General features: G+C 71.5%; 25 protein-coding genes. 11 read left to right on the forward strand and 14 right to left on the reverse strand.

Annotated features, from left to right (window positions below; all coding sequences use genetic code 11):
• The first annotated feature begins 47 nt into the window (after nt 1-47).
• The gene (locus BLW76_RS23310; protein ID WP_091310911.1) at nt 48-938 is read left to right on the forward strand and encodes a LysR family transcriptional regulator; all 891 of its coding nucleotides are present in this window, start codon (nt 48-50) and stop codon (nt 936-938) included.
• Nucleotides 939-997: 59 nt separating this feature from the next.
• Here the strand turns inward: BLW76_RS23310 and BLW76_RS23315 are convergent, their stop codons facing one another.
• Complete coding sequence (locus BLW76_RS23315) at nt 998-1,552, reverse strand: hypothetical protein (protein WP_091310912.1); 555 nt, start codon at nt 1,550-1,552, stop codon at nt 998-1,000.
• 25 nt (nt 1,553-1,577) lie between these two features.
• The gene (locus BLW76_RS23320; protein ID WP_091310915.1) at nt 1,578-2,867 is read right to left on the reverse strand and encodes an NAD(P)/FAD-dependent oxidoreductase; all 1,290 of its coding nucleotides are present in this window, start codon (nt 2,865-2,867) and stop codon (nt 1,578-1,580) included.
• Between the two features lie 171 nt (nt 2,868-3,038).
• On the opposite strand from BLW76_RS23320, the gene BLW76_RS23325 reads away from it, so the two are divergent.
• The gene (locus BLW76_RS23325) at nt 3,039-3,407 is read left to right on the forward strand and encodes an STAS domain-containing protein (protein ID WP_091310917.1); all 369 of its coding nucleotides are present in this window, start codon (nt 3,039-3,041) and stop codon (nt 3,405-3,407) included.
• A 57-nt stretch (nt 3,408-3,464) separates the two neighbouring features.
• Here BLW76_RS23325 and BLW76_RS23330 read toward each other — a convergent pair whose 3' ends face one another.
• From BLW76_RS23330 to BLW76_RS23340, 3 genes are read right to left on the reverse strand one after another with little or no spacing between them, the layout of a single operon-like run.
• Complete coding sequence (locus BLW76_RS23330) at nt 3,465-3,731, reverse strand: DUF4235 domain-containing protein (protein ID WP_091310919.1); 267 nt, start codon at nt 3,729-3,731, stop codon at nt 3,465-3,467.
• Nucleotides 3,728-4,036 carry a DUF3618 domain-containing protein gene (locus tag BLW76_RS23335; protein ID WP_091310921.1) on the reverse strand — a complete coding sequence of 103 codons (309 nt, stop codon included), beginning with the start codon at nt 4,034-4,036 and terminating at the stop codon, nt 3,728-3,730. Before BLW76_RS23335 ends, BLW76_RS23330 begins: the two co-directional genes overlap by 4 nt.
• Nucleotides 4,033-4,446 (reverse strand): phage holin family protein, encoded by a 414-nt coding sequence (locus BLW76_RS23340; RefSeq protein WP_091310924.1) that lies wholly within the window; start codon nt 4,444-4,446, stop codon nt 4,033-4,035. Before BLW76_RS23340 ends, BLW76_RS23335 begins: the two co-directional genes overlap by 4 nt.
• A 119-nt stretch (nt 4,447-4,565) precedes the next feature.
• Between BLW76_RS23340 and BLW76_RS23345 the strand changes: the two genes are divergently transcribed.
• The 3 genes from BLW76_RS23345 to BLW76_RS23355 all read left to right on the forward strand — a co-directional run bounded on the left by BLW76_RS23345 (nt 4,566) and on the right by BLW76_RS23355 (nt 6,519).
• Nucleotides 4,566-5,027: an SRPBCC family protein gene (locus BLW76_RS23345; RefSeq protein WP_091310926.1), complete on the forward strand. Its 462-nt coding sequence runs from the start codon at nt 4,566-4,568 to the stop codon at nt 5,025-5,027.
• A gap of 101 nt (nt 5,028-5,128) precedes the next feature.
• Nucleotides 5,129-5,968 (forward strand): aldo/keto reductase, encoded by an 840-nt coding sequence (locus BLW76_RS23350; RefSeq protein WP_091310929.1) that lies wholly within the window; start codon nt 5,129-5,131, stop codon nt 5,966-5,968.
• 86 nt (nt 5,969-6,054) lie between these two features.
• A complete protein-coding gene (locus tag BLW76_RS23355; RefSeq protein ID WP_091310931.1) occupies nt 6,055-6,519 on the forward strand; it encodes a hypothetical protein in 465 nt (154 codons plus the stop codon).
• A gap of 48 nt (nt 6,520-6,567) precedes the next feature.
• Here the strand turns inward: BLW76_RS23355 and BLW76_RS23360 are convergent, their stop codons facing one another.
• Both BLW76_RS23360 and BLW76_RS23365 read right to left on the reverse strand, forming a co-directional pair.
• Nucleotides 6,568-7,371: a GAF and ANTAR domain-containing protein gene (locus tag BLW76_RS23360; RefSeq protein WP_091310933.1), complete on the reverse strand. Its 804-nt coding sequence runs from the start codon at nt 7,369-7,371 to the stop codon at nt 6,568-6,570.
• A 40-nt stretch (nt 7,372-7,411) separates the two neighbouring features.
• Nucleotides 7,412-7,933: a hemerythrin domain-containing protein gene (locus tag BLW76_RS23365; protein ID WP_091310934.1), complete on the reverse strand. Its 522-nt coding sequence runs from the start codon at nt 7,931-7,933 to the stop codon at nt 7,412-7,414.
• Between the two features lie 125 nt (nt 7,934-8,058).
• Between BLW76_RS23365 and BLW76_RS23370 the strand changes: the two genes are divergently transcribed.
• On the forward strand, nt 8,059-9,567 hold the full coding sequence (locus tag BLW76_RS23370; protein ID WP_091310936.1) for a CYTH and CHAD domain-containing protein: 1,509 nt from the start codon (nt 8,059-8,061) through the stop codon (nt 9,565-9,567).
• A gap of 69 nt (nt 9,568-9,636) precedes the next feature.
• On the opposite strand, the gene BLW76_RS23375 is transcribed toward BLW76_RS23370, so the two are convergent.
• From BLW76_RS23375 to BLW76_RS23385, 3 genes are all read right to left on the reverse strand, one after another.
• The gene (locus BLW76_RS23375) at nt 9,637-10,428 is read right to left on the reverse strand and encodes a SigB/SigF/SigG family RNA polymerase sigma factor (protein ID WP_091310937.1); all 792 of its coding nucleotides are present in this window, start codon (nt 10,426-10,428) and stop codon (nt 9,637-9,639) included.
• Nucleotides 10,425-10,874 (reverse strand): ATP-binding protein, encoded by a 450-nt coding sequence (locus tag BLW76_RS23380; RefSeq protein ID WP_091310939.1) that lies wholly within the window; start codon nt 10,872-10,874, stop codon nt 10,425-10,427. The genes BLW76_RS23375 and BLW76_RS23380 overlap by 4 nt, the downstream gene beginning before the upstream one ends.
• A gap of 62 nt (nt 10,875-10,936) precedes the next feature.
• Complete coding sequence (locus tag BLW76_RS23385) at nt 10,937-11,266, reverse strand: plasmid stabilization protein (RefSeq protein WP_091310940.1); 330 nt, start codon at nt 11,264-11,266, stop codon at nt 10,937-10,939.
• 127 nt (nt 11,267-11,393) lie between these two features.
• Here BLW76_RS23385 and BLW76_RS23390 point away from each other — a divergent pair, with 127 nt between their 5' ends.
• The gene (locus BLW76_RS23390) at nt 11,394-12,359 is read left to right on the forward strand and encodes an LLM class F420-dependent oxidoreductase (protein ID WP_091310942.1); all 966 of its coding nucleotides are present in this window, start codon (nt 11,394-11,396) and stop codon (nt 12,357-12,359) included.
• Between the two features lie 5 nt (nt 12,360-12,364).
• On the opposite strand, the gene BLW76_RS23395 is transcribed toward BLW76_RS23390, so the two are convergent.
• Nucleotides 12,365-12,718: an STAS domain-containing protein gene (locus BLW76_RS23395; protein ID WP_091310944.1), complete on the reverse strand. Its 354-nt coding sequence runs from the start codon at nt 12,716-12,718 to the stop codon at nt 12,365-12,367.
• 290 nt (nt 12,719-13,008) lie between these two features.
• Here BLW76_RS23395 and BLW76_RS23400 point away from each other — a divergent pair, with 290 nt between their 5' ends.
• Nucleotides 13,009-13,740, forward strand: a complete 732-nt coding sequence (locus tag BLW76_RS23400) for a GAF and ANTAR domain-containing protein (protein WP_091310946.1) — start codon at nt 13,009-13,011, stop codon at nt 13,738-13,740.
• 23 nt (nt 13,741-13,763) lie between these two features.
• On the opposite strand, the gene BLW76_RS23405 is transcribed toward BLW76_RS23400, so the two are convergent.
• Nucleotides 13,764-13,976, reverse strand: a complete 213-nt coding sequence (locus tag BLW76_RS23405) for a hypothetical protein (RefSeq protein ID WP_091310948.1) — start codon at nt 13,974-13,976, stop codon at nt 13,764-13,766.
• Nucleotides 13,977-14,145: 169 nt separating this feature from the next.
• On the opposite strand from BLW76_RS23405, the gene BLW76_RS23410 reads away from it, so the two are divergent.
• Complete coding sequence (locus BLW76_RS23410; RefSeq protein WP_091310951.1) at nt 14,146-14,340, forward strand: hypothetical protein; 195 nt, start codon at nt 14,146-14,148, stop codon at nt 14,338-14,340.
• Nucleotides 14,341-14,368: 28 nt separating this feature from the next.
• Nucleotides 14,369-15,295, forward strand: a complete 927-nt coding sequence (gene ku, locus BLW76_RS23415; protein ID WP_091310954.1) for a non-homologous end joining protein Ku — start codon at nt 14,369-14,371, stop codon at nt 15,293-15,295.
• Nucleotide 15,296: 1 nt separating this feature from the next.
• Here the strand turns inward: ku and BLW76_RS23420 are convergent, their stop codons facing one another.
• Nucleotides 15,297-15,923, reverse strand: a complete 627-nt coding sequence (locus tag BLW76_RS23420) for a UdgX family uracil-DNA binding protein (RefSeq protein WP_091310957.1) — start codon at nt 15,921-15,923, stop codon at nt 15,297-15,299.
• A gap of 87 nt (nt 15,924-16,010) precedes the next feature.
• Here BLW76_RS23420 and BLW76_RS23425 point away from each other — a divergent pair, with 87 nt between their 5' ends.
• Nucleotides 16,011-16,427, forward strand: a complete 417-nt coding sequence (locus BLW76_RS23425; RefSeq protein ID WP_091310960.1) for a CBS domain-containing protein — start codon at nt 16,011-16,013, stop codon at nt 16,425-16,427.
• 66 nt (nt 16,428-16,493) lie between these two features.
• On the opposite strand, the gene BLW76_RS23430 is transcribed toward BLW76_RS23425, so the two are convergent.
• Nucleotides 16,494-16,799: a DUF3040 domain-containing protein gene (locus BLW76_RS23430; protein WP_091310962.1), complete on the reverse strand. Its 306-nt coding sequence runs from the start codon at nt 16,797-16,799 to the stop codon at nt 16,494-16,496.
• Between the last annotated feature and the right edge of the window lie 54 nt (nt 16,800-16,853).

Genomic DNA, 16,853 nt, shown 5'->3' on the forward strand with positions numbered 1-16,853 from the left:
CAAGACTTCGTCCCGATGAGGTCATAGGAACGTCCTATAATCGCCGGGTGGACCTGCGCCGATGGCACTACTTCGCCGTGCTCGCCGAGGAGATGCACTTCACGAAGGCGGCCGCTCGGCTGTTCGTGTCCCAGCCGTCGCTGAGCCAGCAGATCCGCGCTTTCGAGGCGGACCTCGGCGTGGCGCTGCTCGACCGCACGGGGCCGCGCTTCGCGTTGACCGACGCCGGCCGGGTGGCGGCGGCGGAGGCCCGTGACCTGCTCGACCGGCTGGACCGCGCCCGCGGCGCGGTGGCGGCGGCGGGCCGGGGCGACGCGGGGCGGCTGCGGATCGCCTACACGCGCTCGGCACCGGGCCCGCAGGCCGGCGACCTGGTGGCGGCGTACCGCGAGCGGCACCCGGACGTCGAGCTGGCGTTGGAGACGGGTTGGACGAGCCTCAACCTGGCCCGGTTGCAGGCGGGCGAGATCGACATCGGCTTCGTCCGGCCCCCGGTGGCGGCGGCGGGCATCGAGGTGGCGGTGATCGGTTCGGAGGAGGTCCTGCTGGCCCTGCCGTCGGGCCATCCGCTGGCCCACCGCCGCGGCCGCGTGTCCCGCGCCGCGATCGCCGCCGAGCCGGTGGTGTTCTGGCCACGCGAGAACGGCCCCGGCCAGTACGACGCCATCAGCGGCCAGGTCTGGCCGGGCGGGCTGCCGCCGATCGTCCGCGAGGAGCCGGAGGACGAGCAGCTGATGCGCGCGGTGGCCGAGGGAGCGGGCGTGGCGGCGGTCCCGGAGCACCGGGCCCGGGCGTTGCGGAGGCGTGGAGTGGTGTTGCGGCGGCTGGCGGCCCCGGCGCCGCGGATCGACCTGGGGCTGGCCTGGCGGGCGGGACCGGCGTCCGCGGTGGTCCGGGGATTCGTGGAGCTGGCCGGCAGCCGGGTTCGAACGTCATGAACGACTCTTTCCTGACGTCAGACGCCAGGAAAGAGTCGTTCATGACACCGGGTGGGCCGCTAAGCCGCCTCCAATGCCGCGCGCACCGCCGTCACCACCTCCGGGTGGCCCAGCGGCAACGGCGGGGGCACCCGGTCCGCCAGGCTCTCCCTGCTCGACGCCACCACCCGCACCTCCGTGCCCGCCTCGCGCAGCTTCGCCACCACGTCCTCGTGCTCGGCCAGCCACGCCTCGTTGGCCGCCGCGGCGTCGCCCGAGGACAGGAAGGCGTCCGAGGCCGGGTCGACCAGCAACAGGTGCTTCGCCGCTCCCGGGTGGCGCTCGGCCAGCTGGAGGGCCTCCGCCGCGAACGGGCCGCTCGCCACCACCGCTATCTCGGGGTCGCCAGGGCCCGCGTCGCCGAGGAGGTCGTCGGCTTCGGTCAAGGCTCCGCCGGCGGGGACCCGGCACCAGAACACCGCGCGGGTCTCGGTCAGCGGCCGCCAGGTGGCCGGGAGCTCGTCGTGCTTGGCGGCGCCCGCCGGGTCGAGGACGATCACCTTGGGGCCCGAGGGGTCGCCGGCGGTCACCACCGCGGGGCCTTCGGAACGGACGGGTTCGGGTTCGGCGGGCATCGGCGTTCCTTTCACGAAAACGACGTCAGCGACGGGGAAGTTCGGGACTGTCGGTGTCGAGCGGCACCGCCCCGGACCGGACCAGTCCCAATTGGACGGTCTGGCGGCCGGTCAGCGCCTCCAGGGCCCAGTCGGCGGCCGTGCGCACGCGGTTGCCCGGCATCGCCATGAGGTGGTAGCCGCGCGTCACGGCCTTCGCCGGGCGGCCGGACAGCGGGATGTGCAACGGGTTCGCCGCCGCCGCTCCGGCGCCGAGGTCGACGACGAAGCCGAGGTCGTGGTGCCGGTAGGTCCCCGGGCGGCCGTAGCCGAGGGAGGCCGCCACGTTGCGGCCGGCGAGCCTGCCCTGCCGCTCGGCGTGCTGGGCGGTCATCGCCGTGTACTGGCCGGGGCGGGTGAGGTCGGGCACCGCGGCCGCGTCGCCGCAGGCGAACACGTCGTCGCGGCCCGGCACGTTCAGCCGCTCGGTCACCACGAGCCTGCCCTTCGCCGTCTCGAGGCCGAGGCCGGCCACCAGCGGGTCCGGCCGCACGCCCACGCACCACACGAGGGTGCGGGTGGGGACGGCGTCGCCGTTCGTCAGGGTGACGCCCTTGGCGTCGGCGTGGTCCACCGAGGTCTTCATGAGCACCTCGACCCCACGGGCGCGCAGCACCTCGTCGGCGGTGCGGCCGAGCCGCTTGTCGAGCTCGGGCAGCACCCGCTCGGCGACGTCCAGCAGCAGCCAGCGGATCTGCTGCCCGGCCAGCTCGGGGTGACGCGCGGCGAGCGCCGCGGTGAACGCGGGACCCTGGGCGGCGACCTCGGTGCCGGTGTAGCCGGCGCCGACCACCACGAACGTGCAGCGGGCTTCGCGCTCGGCCGGGTCGTCGGCCGCGGCGGCCAGCTCGATCTGCCGGGTGATGTGGTCGCGCAGGTACAGCGCTTCCGGCACCCCGCGGAACCCGTGCGCGTACTCCGGCACGCCCGGGATCGGCAACAGCTTGTTGACGCTGCCCGCGGCGAGCACCAGCCGGTCGTACCCGATCCGGTGGTCGTTGTCCTCGGGATCGGTGTACGTGACGTGGCGGGCGTCGAAGTCCACGCCGGTCGCCACGCCGAGCACGAGCCGCACCCCGCGCAGCGTCTCGGGGATCGAAACCGCGACCCGCCGCGGGTCCAGGATCCCGGCCGCCACTTCGGGCAGCAACGGCAGGTACAGGAAGTAATCGGTCGGGTTCAGCACGACGACTTCGACATCCTCGCCGGCTTCCTTCCGCAGGCTCTTCGCCGCGTGGTATCCGGCGAAACCGCCGCCGACGATCACGACACGCATGGATCTCCTTCCCGGGCGCGGATATCGGTCCCGAACGGATTACCCGAGGTCGGAGCCGGGAAACCCGCGGGGTTGACCTCCCGGCTCAGGGGCGTACGGTCAGGGGTGTTGGCTGTTGTTCAGACACGTGCTCCGGTCAGCGCCCCTGCAACGCTGGAACAAGGGAGCGCCATGTACGACTGTTTCCGCACGATCTACGAACCGTCCGGCCTCACCGTCACCTCGACCGAACGCCCGGGCGGGATCACCGTCCTCACCCTGGTGGGCGACATCGACGCCGCCACGGTCGGCACGCTCGACGAAGCCCTCGCCACCGGCGAACGGCTGGTCGTCGACCTGAGCCGGGTGGCGTTCCTCAGCTGCGCCGGCGTCCGGTCGCTGCTGCAGGCGAACGACCGCACCGAACTCGCCGTCGTGCTCGGCGGCCACGCGGTCACCCGTTCGCTCGAAGCCACCGGCGCCGACCTGGTGCTGAAGGTCCACCCCGGCGTCGGCGCCGCGCTCGCCGGCCTCGGTCCCGAGCCCGGCCGGGAGGCGTGACCGCTCGCGCGGACCACGCCTCCCGCCGTCCACTGTGGACATCCAAGACGGCGATATTCAGTCGTCGCCCGGCCAGTCGCCGGTGGCCTTGCGGTAGCCGACCGCACCGGCCCGCTCGGTGGCGGCCTTGACGGCACCGAAGATCGCCCCCTGCACCGCCGCCGCGACGACCACCTGCCGCCAGGTGTAGTCGCGGTCAGTGGCGTCGGGGGCGTCGTCCTCCCCGGCCACGCGGCTCCAGACCTGCTTGAAGACCTGGCCGGCGAGGATGCCGCCCAGCGCACCCACGACCCAGCTCAGCGGCTTGTAGAGCGCTTTGTTCACGAGTTGTTCCTCCGTCGCAGGATCAGGCGGATCACGATCAGCAGGCCCAGCACGCCGGCGAAGACCGGCAGCGGGTTGGCGCGGACGGCGTCGGCGCCCTGGCGGAACTTCACCGCGGTCGGCTCGTTCGTCACGTCGGCGACCTTCGCGGTCGCCTGGTCGAGCTTCTCGTCGACGTTCTCCTTGACCCTCGTCTTGACGTCGAGCTTCTGCCCGAGCGCCGTGAGGGTCTCGGTGAGTTCCTCCCGGGTGGTGTCCCGGTCGAGCCGCGCCTCCTCGGCGTTCTTCGGGAAGTCCCCGCTCATGTCCGCACTCCCTGCTTCACGGTGTCCACGTCCTCGCGGACGCCGCTGATGGCTTCCTCGGGCACCGGTGGCACCCCTTGCGTCACTTCCTTCTTGCCCACCAGCGCCGCGATCCCGGCGACGACGAACAGCGCGACCGCGACGATCACCGCGGCCAGCCAGCCCGGCACGACCAGCGCGAGCGCCAGCACGGCGGCCGCGACCAGCGTGCCGGCGCCGAGGAACGCGAACAGGCCCGCCGCGCCGAACAACCCGGCGCCAAGACCCATCTTCTTGCCCTTGCGCTGCAGTTCGAAGACCGCGAGCCGCATCTCGTCCCGGACGAGCCGCTTGACCTCGTCGGTCAGGTCCGTCACCAGCTCGCCGACCGAACGGTCGGCCGCCGGTTTCCTGTTTGCCTCTTCGATCACCGAACACCTCCTTTGCCTGGGCGGCGAGTACCCGGGCCCGGCACCGGTCAACCGCGCCGGGTTTGACCGCCGGTGCACCGGGTAGCCGAATTGCACCGACCATCGACCAGGAGGAGTGCATGAGCACGATCACCGAAATCGTGGACGTGGAAGTCCCCGTTTCCACCGCGTACAACCAGTGGACGCAGTTCGAGGAATTCCCGAAGTTCATGGAGGGCGTCGAGGAAATCCGCCAGGTGGACGCCACCCACACCCACTGGGTGACGCGGTTCGGTGGCGTGACGCGCGAATTCGACGCGACGATCACCGAGCAGCACCCCGACGAGCGGGTCGCCTGGACGTCGGACTCCGGGCCGGACCACGCCGGCGTGATCACCTTTCACCGGCTGGACGACTCGCACACCCGGGTGACCGCCCAGATGGACATCGACCCGGAGGGCTTCGCCGAGAACGTCGCCGACAAGCTCGGCGTCCTCGACCGCCGGGTGAAGGGCGATCTCAAGCGGTTCAAGGAATACATCGAGCAGCGCGGCCGGGAGACCGGCGGCTGGCGGGGTGACGTGGACCGCCCGGGGCAGTAGTTCTCGCCAGGTCACCCGTTCGGGGTGAGTTGTCGCGGCGGGGCGGGGATCACCCGCCCCGCCGCGTTTCACGTCCGGGGAACGCCGGGTAGGCCGTACCCATGACGACCACCACTGCCGGCGTTCCGGTCCTCGAACTGAACAACGGCGTGCGCATCCCGCAGCTGGGGTTCGGCGTGTTCCAGATCCCGCCGGAGGAGACCGCGCAAGCCGTGCGGACGGCCCTCGAAGCGGGGTACCGCCATGTCGACACCGCGCAGATGTACCGCAACGAAGCCGGCGTCGCCGCCGGGATCGCGGAAGCGGGCGTGGCCCGTGAAGACGTGTTCGTCACGACGAAGCTGGCGAACGACGCGCACGGGCACGACAACGCGATCACCGCGCTCGAAGGCAGCCTGCGCCGGCTCGGCTTCGACTACGTCGACCTCTACCTGATCCACTGGCCGCTGCCGGCCAAGGACAACTACGTCCGCACCTGGCTGGGCTTCGAGGACATCCTGCGGGCGGGCAAGGCCCGCGCGGTCGGCGTGTCGAACTTCCAGCCCGCCCACCTCGACCGGCTCGCCGCGGAGACGTCCCTGGTGCCCGCGGTCAACCAGATCGAGCTGCACCCGGCGCTGCAGCAGCCGGGGCTGCGCGAGTACCACCGGGCGCACGGGATCGCCACCGAGGCGTGGAGCCCGCTGGCCCAGGCCGAGGTCCTCGGCGACCCGGTGCTCACCGGCCTGGCGGAGAAACACGGGCGGACCCCGGCGCAGGTCGTCCTCCGCTGGCACGTCCAGCTCGGCAACATCGTCTTCCCGAAGTCCGCCTCGCCCGGGCGGATGCGCGAGAACCTCGACGTGTTCGGTTTCGAGCTCGACGACGAGGACCTGGCGGCGATCGGCAGGCTCGACGAAGGCCGCCGCACCGGGCCGGACCCGGACAGCTTCGCCGGGTGACGGTGTTCACCGCGTGACGGGGGCGTTTCCCTGCGCGACCTGCCGGGTATTCCTCCGGCAAGGTCCCCCAGGAAGGAGCGTCCGGCATGACCACGAACGCGTACCTGTCGTTCCTCGCGATCGGCGTTGCGCTGGTCCTGATAGACGGGCAGATCATCTACCGCAGCGGCCGCCGGTACCTGGAGAACTCCTACGGCGACCCGGCGGCGGGCGCGTCGATGACGCGCCTGGTCACGGTGCTGTTCCACCTCGCCACGCTGGGTGTGCTGGCCCTGATCTCGACCATCGACATGGGCGGCAGCGACCTGCCCGGCGTCGTCGGGCGGATCGGTGTGCTGCTGCTGATCCTCGCACTGGCCCACGCGATCACCCTCGGCGTCCTGGCCCGCATCCGCGGTGAGCAGGAGGTGGAGGCGGTCGTCCAGCGCGGCCCCCGCCCGCGGGTGGAGGCTGACCAGGGCCCGACGGTCACCCCGGTGCCGGGCCAGGACGGTCGTTACCCGGCCGCCAGCCCGTCGCTGGAGAACCGGGCCCCCTATTCGGCCCAGTGACCACCACCGAAAGGGGCACTTTCACGAGAAAGTGCCCCTTTCGGCGTGTCAGCCTTCGGCGGCCGGCGGCAGGTCCACCTCGGTGTGCCGCGCGGCCAGGGTCCGCGCCAGGTCGGCGAGCTTGACGTTGAGGTCCTGGGACGCGCGGCGCAGCACGTCGAAGGCCTCGTCGGCGCTGATGCCGCGGCGCTGCATCAGGATGCCCTTCGCCTGGCCGATGACGTCCCGGCTGTCCACCGCGCGGCGCAGGTGCGCCGCCTCCAGCTCCGCGGTGGCCACGGCCTCGCTGTGGGAGAGGGCCAGTGACGCGTGCGTCGCCAGCAGCAGCGCGATGTCGATCGCCCGCGCGTCGAACGCCCCCGGGGTGCGCGAATAGATGTTGAGCGCGCCGGAAAGCCGGGGTGGGCGGGCGTCCGGGAGCAGCGCGGTGGCCAGCACCGAGTGGTAGCCGTGGCGGGCGGCGGCCGGGCCGAACACCGGCCAGCGCGGGTCCCGGCCCAGGTCCTGCGACCAGCCGACGGCCGGGCCGTCCGGGCGGGCCGACTCGACGCACGGGCCTTCGCCGTGGTCGTACTGCACCTGGTCGAGCCGCTCGGCGACGGCGTCCGTTTCGATCGGGGTGTGGAACCGGCCGTCGGCGTCCCGCAGGGTGACGCTGACCAGGTCGGCGCCCGGCACGAGCGCGGTCGCGCCGCCGACGACGAGCTTGAGCACACCGCCGACGGTCGGTGTCGCGTCGAGCAGGGTGCGGGTGAGGTCGGCGAACTGCCCGGCCAGCAGCCCCGGCGCCGGGGCACCGTCCTGTCCGAACCCGGCCCGTTCCCGGGCCCACTCCTCTTCGCCGACGCTCATGGATCCTCACTGTCCTCGGTACGGGTGGCCGACCTCCCATTCAACCCGATGCCGGGGTGCGCAGCGCGGCACGGGCCCGGTCGACGAACCCCGGCCCCGGCCACAGCTGGTCGGCCTGCGGCACCCGGTCGGCCAGATCCGGGTGGGGGAGCGTCGGCGCGGCCTCGCGGCTTTCGACGACGGCTCTGCCGAGTTCGGCCTGCCGTTCGGCGGAGCAGGTGCGCCGGATCTCCCGCTCGGCCGCGGGCCCTTCCTCGCGCACGTGCCGCCGGACGGCGCGGATCAGCCCGCCCAGCAGGCGCTCGAACCGCGGCTCCTGCGGTCCGACGCCTTCGAGCTGCCGCATCAGGCCGTCCGCCTCGGCGAGCTCGCCGTCGCCGTCGAGGAAGGGTTCTTCGGCGACGGCGTGCCGGACCAGCTCCGCGATCAGGTGATCGGCGAGGTCCTTGCGGTTCTCCGGGCTGCCCTGGCCGAGCTCGAGCTCGGTGCAGAGCCGGTCGAGCTCGCGGTGGTCGCCGGCGAGGACGGTCGTCAGGTCGGTTGCGGGCTGGTTGCCGTTCATGCACTCTCCTGGTCCGGGCTCGGGTTCGCAGAAGGGGATACCCGCTGTTCCGGCGCCGAATCCCGTGTCGGCCACGGCCTGCTCGGGTATTCCTACGACAAACCGGGCCCCAGGGAGGACGAACCATGGCAGCGCCGTCCGCGGTGATCGAGCGCGAACGCAAGTACGAGATCGTCGCGGGCAGCGGCGTACCCCGCCTGATCGGCGTCGCCGGCGTCGAAACCCAGGACGATCCGGTCGAGCACGTCCTCGACGCGTCGTACTACGACACGAAGACGTTCCGCCTGGCCCGCGGCGGCATCACGCTGCGGCGGCGGGTCGGCGGGCCGGACGCGGGCTGGCACCTGAAGCTGCCGGTATCGGCCGACGAGCGGCAGGAGCTGCAGCTCCCCCTGGGCGGTGATCCCCACAAGGTGCCCGGCCGCCTGCGCAGGCTGGTGCGGGCGTACACACTGGGGGAGAAGCTGGTACCGATAGCCCGCTTGCGCACGGACAGGTTCGCCCACCGCCTCACCGACGCGACCGGCGCCACGATAGCGACGCTGACCGACGACCACGTGACGGGCGAGGTCGGCGGCGAAACAGTCCACATCGACTCGTGGCGCGAGCTGGAACTCGAGCTGGATCCGGCGGCCGACCCCGGCCTCCTCGACGAGTTCGACCGAGCCCTGATCGCCGCGGGCGCCTCGGCATCCCCATGGTCATCAAAGCTACGGCGGCTCATCGGCGACCGGGTCCCGAAGCAGGCCGGGCTGCCGAAGAAGCCAACCGCGGGCGACGTGGTGGTGGCGGCATTGCGAGAGCAGCACGGCCGGCTGCGGCGGGCGGACGTAGGAGTCCGGCTGGACGTCGACGATTCCGTGCACCAGATGCGGGTGGCGATCCGGAAGCTGCGGAGCACGCTTCGCACCTTCGGCAGCCTGATCGACCCGGGCCCGGTGGTGACGGAGCTGCAGTGGCTGGGCCGCGAGCTGTCCCCGTCTCGAGACACGGAAGTCACCGAGGCCCGCCTCCGAGCGCGCCTCGACGACCTGCCATCGGAGCTGGTGTTCGGCCCCCTGCGCCAGTTCCTGACCCGCTACTTCGCCCGTGAGGCCGAGGAGGGCCGCACTCGCGCGCTGGCAGCACTGGCGTCCAAGCGCTACCTGCGGTTGCAGCGTGCGCTGGATGCGTTGCTGGAGAAGCCGCCATTGACCGCGAAGGCACGAAAGCCCGCGAAGGCCGGGCTGCAGAAGCCCCTGCGGAAGGCCGCATCGAAGCTGAGCCGCGCCGAGGCCACAGCGCGAAGGTCGACGGGCGACGAGCGAGAGAAGGCACTACACGACGTCCGGAAGAAGGCGAAGCGAGCCCGATACGCGGCCGACGTCGCGAAGCCGGTGTACGGCAAGAAGCTGCGGAAGTGGCGCAAGAACGTCAAGGCGGTACAGGGAACACTGGGCGAGCACCAGGACACGGTCGTCGGCCGCGAGGTACTGCGGCACCTCGCAGTGGCGGGCCACGGCGAGGGCCAGAACACCTTCACCTTCGGGATGCTCCACGCCCGGGACGCCGGCCGGGCCGAAGAGCTGCGGGAGAGGTTCTCGCAAGAGTGGCGCCGGGTCCGGAAGGGCACGCGCCCCGGTTGGCTGGGCTGAGCTCTGCCGGGGCCGACCCGAACGCGCTGAAGGGCACCTTCCTCCCATCGGATGCGAGGAAGGTGCCCTTCAGCCTTCGCCGGTGAGCTTCCCCCGCAACTGTTCCAAGGTCTGAGACAACAACCGAGACACATGCATCTGCGAGATCCCGACCCGATCGGCGATCTGAGTCTGCGTCAACCCCCCGAAGAACCGCATGACCAAAATAGCCCGTTCCCGCTTCGGCAGCTCCTGCAGCAGCGGCTGAAGCGCCTCGTGGTTCTCGACCATGGCCATCTCGTGGTCGGGTTCTCCCATGGTGTCCGCCAGCGACAACGCCTCCGCGTCGTCGTGCACCGGCTTGTCCACCGACAGCGCCTGGTACGCGTTCCCCGCCAGCAGGCCCTCACGGACCTCGTCGACGTCCAGGTTCAGGTGCTCCGCCAGCTCCGTCGGCGTCGGCGCACGGCCCAGGCGCTGCGACAGCACCGCAGAGCCCTGGCTGAGCGAGAGGTGCAGCTCCTTGAGCCGGCGGGGGACCCGCACCGACCAGCCGGTGTCGCGGAAGTGCCTGCGGACCTCGCCCATGATCGTCGGGACCGCGAAGGACAGGAAGTCGTGGCCGCGGGTGGGGTCGAACCGGTCGACCGCGTTGATCAGGCCGATCCGGGCCACCTGGACCAGGTCCTCACGCGGCTCGCCGCGGCCGGAGAACCGGGTGGCGATGTGCTCGGCCAGCGGGAGGAGCTCGGTGACGAGCTTGCTGCGGACGACCTCGCGCCGCGGGTCACCGGCCTCGAGGGTGCCCAGTTCCTCGAACAGCGGCTCGCAGTGGGCATATTCGTCGGGGCGGTGGAGGAGGGTTTTTCGCTCGCTGCTCACGCGCTCGTTCCCGGGTTGAGCACCAGCTCGATCGTCACGATGCCCGCACCTCCACCGGGCAGCACGTCGCAGTGGGCCGTCACGGACCGGCTCAGGGTCGTCAGCACGTGCCAGCCGAACGTGCGGTCGCTCGGCGGCCTCGGGTCGGTCGAGCGGGTCGACACGATCACGTGCAGGCCGTCCGGGGCCAGGCGGAAGCGGCACTGCAGCTGGGAGCCGAGCTCGGCCAGCTGGACGAGCTGGGCGCACGCCTCGTCGACGGCCATCTTGGCGTCGGCGATGGCGTCCAGGCCGAAGTCCGCGCGCGAGACCACGCCGTGCGTGAGCATCCGGACCAGCGGGATCTGCTCCGCCATGGCGGGCAGGCGCAGCTCGACGAGTTCGTCGAGCAGCTCGTCGACGGTCGGCTTGCCGCCGAACGAGCTGTCGCTTCGAGTTTCTTCCATGCGGGAGGTACTACCCATCCGGTGTAATGGCGACACTTCGTGATCAGGGATTTCGGGTTTGGTCACCGGCCCAGCGCCTGTTCGAGTTCCTTCTTGGTCATCTTCGAGCGGCCGTCGATGTTCTTCTTCTTCGCTTCGTTGTAGAGCTGGTCCTTTGTCAGGCCGCCGGGGCCCTTGCGGTTGCCGGACCGCTCGCCGCCGCGCTGCTGGGGCGACTTACCCTTGAGCGAGGTCTTGCTCGCCTGCCGGGACTCACCCGATCGGGCGCGGTTCTTGTTCACCGTCCGGGCCGCGATCTCCTTGGCCCGTTCGCTGCTCGCCCCGCGGTCCTCGGCCGAGTCCTTGATGTGCTCGTACTGGCGTTCGCGTTTGCCGCTCCACGACTGAGGCATGCCCGCTCCCTTCGTCCTCGTCTCGCGGGGTGGGTACCCGCTTGATCGCGCGGCAAACGTCCGGGTCGTGGTGGGTTACCCGCTGCTCGCGGGGGGTAAGCGGGGGGTTGACCGAGAGGAGGCGCCGATGCGGATCGGCTACACCCTGATGACCGAGCAGGCAGGCCCGGACGACCTGGTCCGGTACGCCGCCGGCGCGGAACGGGCCGGCTTCGACTTCGAGGTCATGAGCGACCACTACTCGCCCTGGCTGGACGAACAGGGGCACGCGCCCTACGCCTGGAGCGTGCTGGGCGCGGTCACGCAGGTGACCGAACGAGCCGAGCTGATGACCTACGTGACCTGCCCGACCATGCGCTACCACCCGGCGGTCGTGGCGCAGAAGGCCGCAACCATCCAGGCGCTCTCGGGCGGCCGGTTCACCCTCGGCCTCGGGGCGGGGGAGAACCTCAACGAGCACGTCATCGGCCAGGGCTGGCCGCCGGCCAACGTCCGGCACGAGATGCTGGCCGAGGCCGTGCAGATCATCGGCGGCCTGTTCGACGGCGGCTACTTCGACTACGAGGGCAAGCACTTCCGCGTCGACTCGGCGAAGCTGTGGGACCTGCCGGAAAAGCGGACGCCGATCGGCGTCGCGGTGTCCGGTTCGCAGTCGGTCCGGAAGTTCGCCCCGGTCGCCGACGTGATGATCGCCGTCGAGCCGAAGGTGGAGCTGTCCCAGGAGTGGGACGCGACGAAGCTGGGTGGCGCGCCGAGCCGCAAGGTCGGGCAGCTGCCGGTGTCGTGGGGCACCGACCGCGACGCCGCCGTCCAGCGCGCGCACGAGCAGTTCCGCTGGTTCGCCGGCGGCTGGAAGGTCAACGCCGAGCTCCCGGGCCCGGCCGGGTTCGCCGGGGCGACGCAGTTCGTCCGCGAGGAGGACGTCGCCGGGTCGATCCCGTGCGGCCCGGACGTCGAGCCGATCGCCGAGGCGGTGCGGGAGTTCGAAAAGGCGGGCTTCACCGACGTGGCGCTGGTCCAGATCGGCGGTGACCAGCAGGAGGGCTTCCTCGACTTCGCCGAGAAGGAACTGCTGCCGGCCCTGCGCGGGTAGGCGGCTCAGGCGGGTGCGGGGGCGGGCCGGTGCGCGGTCAAGGCGAGGCGCTGGTCCGCCCCGGTGACCTGCAGGGCTCGCCGGACCATCGGGTTGGTCCCGGTGACGACGAGCAGCTCGGTGCCGCCCGACCCGGCCTGCAGCGCCGCGTGCAGCAGCACCCGGATCCCGGCCACGCCGAGGAAGTCCACTTCGGACAGATCGACGACCAGCCGGTCCGGTGTCGCCCACAGGCGGTCGGAGAGCAGCGCGGCCAGGTCGCCTGCCGTCGCGCTGTCGAGGTCGCCGCGCGCGGTCACCAGTACCGCGTGCGGGGCGGGCCACGCCGTGCGCAGCCGCAGGCTGGAGTGAGAGCTCATGCCGGTTCGCCACCGTCCTGGTGCGGCGCGGCCGCGGCCGCGCTCGGGGGGAGTCGGAGCGGCTGCTGGTTGAACCGTGCAACCGAGACTAACTCCGCGCTCCCGGCGCGCAACCGACGTTGCTCCGAACGGGCGTGCGGCGCGCCGCGGTGGTGACCGCTCGTGCCCGGGCTGATCGCGATGCAGTAATCTCGCGCTGGACCCGTTAAAGCGCTAGCGGCCCACTAGTGGCGCGCGCCCGGGTCCCCCCTGGTTGAGAGCGCCCTGTCAGAAGGAGGGGCGTCACCAGGATGACGGGCGGCCATGAGCAGCTCACCGCGCGGCTGGACGAAGTCACGCTCGCGATGGAGTCGCTGACCGCGATGCTGGACAGCGAGCTCGACCTCGGCCAGATGCTGCAGGCGGTGTGCGACCACGCCGTGCAGGTGGTGCCCGGGGCCGACATGGCCAGCATCACCCTGGTGCGCGACGGGGTGCCGGAGACGGTGGCCAGCACCGACCAGCGGGCGGTGAACTTCGACCGCGAGCAGTACCGGATCGGGGACGGACCGTGCCTGCGCGCGGCGGAGACGGGCCAGCCGGTCCGCGTCGGCGTCGGCGCGGTCGGGGACCTGTGGCCGCAGTTCGTCTCCTCGGCCGGGCAACTGGGCGTGGCGAGCTTCCTCGCCGCACCGCTGACGGTGGACGAGGACATGTCCGGCGCGGTGAACCTGTTCGGCTTCGGCGAGCACGGCTTCAGCGAGCTGGGCACCAAGATCCTCGAGCTCTACACGGCCACGGTGGTGTTCGGCCTCCGCAGCGCGCGGCGTTACTTCGCGGCCCGCGAGCTGGTCGACCAGCTCAACCGGGCCCTGGAAACCCGTGCGGTGATCGACCAGGCCAAGGGAATCCTGATGGCCGCCCACCGCATCACGGCGGAGGAAGCCTTCCAGCGGCTGGTGAAGCGTTCCCAGGACGGCAACCGGAAGCTCCACGAGGTGGCGGCGGAGTTCGTGACCGCGGTGGCGACGACGACCGCGTGAGCGGGCGGTCCGACTCGGCAGGGTCAGCCGGCCGGGACCTCGTCCGGGGGTGCCTCGGACTCGACCGGGGCCGGGTCCTGGCGGGGCTTGCTGCGCTGGCAGGTCGTGCAGACCAGGGTGCGGCCGAGCACCGTGCCGTCGTCGGCGACCACCTGGGCCACGTGCATCGTCGGGAAGCCGCAGACCTCGCACGGCAGTGAGCCGTCTTCGCGGCTGATGCGGAGCTGGGTGCCCATCCGGCCTCCTGCTGTGACGTGGGTCTCACCACCTTGCCTGTCTCCGGTGCCGGACCCGGGTGAATTCACTCGTTCGGCCTAGCCGCACCGGATCTTCGGGGCTTGCCGTGTCGCCTGGCGGGATCCTGGGTAACCCGCGGGCGAACGAACTGCCGGAGGGGAGCGAAAGATGCGAGACAAGCGCAACGATCTGCGGCCGGTGGCGGACCTGCTGGTCGACGGGGACTCACCCGAGCTGGAGCGCACGCGCCACAAGGCGGCGCTGGCCGTGGCCGCCCGGGCGAAGGACCCCGAAGACTGCGCGCGGCTGCTGGACATGCTGGGGCTGCACCGCGGCGGCCGCCGCGCCAGCGACGTCGCCTGATAGCCGTCGCGGAAAGCAGGAGGACGACATGGCCCGGCCCGTCTGGAGCGGCGCACTGAGCCTGGGACTGGTCACCGTGCCGGTGGAGCTGTACCCGGCGGTGGCGGACCACACGATCCACTTCCACCAGTTCGAACGCGGGACGTCGGACCGCATCCGCAACCGGCGGGTCAACGAGCGGACCGGCGAAGAGGTCACCCAGGACGAAATCGTCAAGGGCTACGACCTCGGCGGCGGCGACCACGTGCTCGTCGAACCGGACGAACTGGACGAGATCGCGCCCGAGCGGTCGCGCCGGATCGACATCGAGCAGTTCGTCGAGCTCGACGAGATCGACCCGTGGTTCTTCGACAAGACGTACTGGCTCAAGCCGGCGAAGGAGGACTTCGCCAAGGCGTACGGCCTGCTGCTGCAGGCGATGGACCGCAGCGAGAAGGCCGGTATCGCCAAATTCGTACTGCGCGGCAAGGAGTACCTCGCGGCCGTCCGCGCCGGCGAGGACGTGATGGTGCTCAACACCCTGCACTTCGTCGCCGACCTGCGGAAGCCGAAGGACGTCATGGGCAAGCTGCCGCAGCTGCCGAAACCGCGGCCCAAGGAGCTCGACATGGCGCTCGCGCTGGTCGACGAGATGACCGCGCCCTGGAAACCCGAGGACTACCGCGACGAATACTCCAAGCGCGTCGAAGAGCTGATCAAGGCGAAGGAAGCAGGCAAGGAGATCACCCACGAGGAGGAGCCGGAGCCCTCGGCCGACGTCGTCGACCTGTTCGAGGCGTTGTCGCGCAGCGTGAAGAACCGCAAGGGCGGCGGCAAGGAGCCGAAGAAGAAGGCCGGGAAGAAACTGTCCGAGCTGTCGAAGTCCGATTTGGACAAGCTGGCTCGCGAGCAGGGCGTGAAGGGCCGCTCGAAGATGACGCGGGCCGAGCTCGAGAAGGCCCTGAAAGCATCGTGACTCAGCCGAGCAGCTTCGCCGCCGCACGCAGATCGGCGACGAAGGCCGCGTAGGCGTCGTCGCGGTCCGGGGCCCGCAGCACCGCCGACGGGTGGACCGTGGCCAGCGCCGACGGCACCAGGTCGGCGACGTCCGCCGGTGCTTCCACCGGCTCGCCGCGGTGGGCGGTGAGCCGGAACTTCGGGCCCAGCAACGACTGAGCGGCCGTCGCGCCCAGCAACAGCACCAGCTCCGGGCGCACCGCGCGCAGCTCGGCCAGCAGCCACGGGCGGCACGCGACCACCTCGGTGCGGCCCGGCTTCTGGTGGATGCGGCGCTTCCCCTCGCGCTTGAACTTGAAGTGCTTGACCGCGTTGGTGACGTACAACGACCGCCGGTCGAAGCCGGCTTCCTCGAAGGCGCGGTCCAGCAGTTTCCCGGCCGGTCCCACGAACGGCTCACCCGCGAGGTCTTCCTTGTCGCCGGGCTGCTCGCCGACGACGAGGACCTGCGCCCCGGCGTCGCCTTCGCCGAAGACGGTCTGCGTGGCGTCCTGGTAGAGCGGGCAACCCCGGCAACCGGACGCCGCCGACCGCAACCGGTCGAGGTCGGTGGTGTCCGGTGGCTCGGCACCGCGGGAATCCGGCATGCCCCCGGAAATTCCCCGGCCACGGCGCGGGTAAACGTGCCCGGCCCGGGTAGCCGAGACGCAACCGCCCAGAGAAAGGAGTTCACGATGACCACCGCACGCGACATCATGACGTCGGACGCGACCTGCGCCCGGGAGTCCGACACCGTGCACGACGCCGCGGTCACCATGGCCCAGAAGAGTGTCGGCGCGCTGCCGATCTGCGGTGAGGACAACCGGCTCAAGGGCATGATCACCGACCGCGACATCGTGGTGAAGGTGCTGGCCGAGGGCAAGGACCCGCGCGCGGTCCACGTCGGCGAACTCGCCCAGGGCGAGGTCGTCACGATCGGCGCGGACGACGACGCCCAGGAGATCCTGCGCACGATGTCCGAGCACCGCGTCCGCCGGCTGCCGGTGATCGACGGGCACGACCTCGTCGGGATCGTCGCCCAGGCCGACGTGGCCCGCGCGCTGTCGAACCCCAGCGCCGGCGAGCTGGTCGAGGCGCTGTCCTACGACTGAGTGACCCCTCGACCCACTACGGCCGCCCCCGGCACGTTCCGGGGGCGGCCGTAGTGCGCTGGCACGTCAGCGGGAACCGGTGGCGGCGGTACCGTCCTCAGTGGACTCGCGGATGGCCTCGGCGCGGGCGATGTGCCAGGCCACCAGTGCGCCCGCGCTCACCGTGCCCCACAGCACGAGCGCGGCGTCGCGGGCGAACAGGCCCACGAGCAGCATCGTCACCGCCGTGATGTCGCACAGCAGGAGCAACAGGCTCCACCGCCTGGGCGCGCGCAGCGAGCGGCCGCTGAGGGCGGCGGCGAACGCGGGATCACTCGCGCGCAGCTCCGCCTCGATTTCGCGCAGGGCGTGGCGTTCTCGATCCGGGAGCATGGGGGGCCTCCTCGCCTCGGCTACCGGGCTGGATACCCGTTTTCCCCGCTTCCG

It is taken from the genome of Amycolatopsis tolypomycina (assembly GCF_900105945.1).
GTDB lineage: Bacteria > Actinomycetota > Actinomycetes > Mycobacteriales > Pseudonocardiaceae > Amycolatopsis > Amycolatopsis tolypomycina.